Raw genomic sequence first — 414 nt, forward strand, 5'->3', positions numbered from 1 at the left:
CATGCGGCGGATCCACTCGGTGGTCGGCGGGACGGCGTAGGGGGAGTGACGCCGGTTGAGCTCGATGGGCCGGTGAGTGCCGAGCGCGGCCTGGTACCGGCTGTGGCCGTGCTGGTGCAGGGAGACACCAACGGCGTGGGCGCTGACGTACAGGGCGTGCATGATCCGGGCGCGAGCGGCCTCGAGGTCGCGGAAGCTCTCGGCGCGCTGGACCGGGATGTCGGCGCCGTAGCGGTGCACCAGGTCGCTGGCGTGACCGAGGGTCCTGGTCATCTGAGTCATGCGCCGATCGGGCCGGCTCGCCTGTGGCCAGCTGCTGCTGCCCAAACTCCTGCCGATCGCGTCCCCGACCGAGACCAGGCGGGTGATGGATTCATCGCGGGTGTGCGCGCCTGCCCCGAATCCCTGCCCGGG

Annotated in this window: 1 protein-coding gene; it reads right to left on the bottom strand. The window is 71.5% G+C overall.

Annotated features, from left to right (window positions below):
- Window positions 1–282 (bottom strand): hypothetical protein (locus tag CF8_RS22800; protein WP_198016914.1); only part of this gene is annotated, 282 nt, incomplete at its 3' end.
- Window positions 283–414 lie beyond the last annotated feature (132 nt).

This window comes from Nocardioides sp. CF8, from assembly GCF_000389985.1.
GTDB classification, from domain to species: Bacteria; Actinomycetota; Actinomycetes; order Propionibacteriales; family Nocardioidaceae; genus Nocardioides; species Nocardioides allogilvus.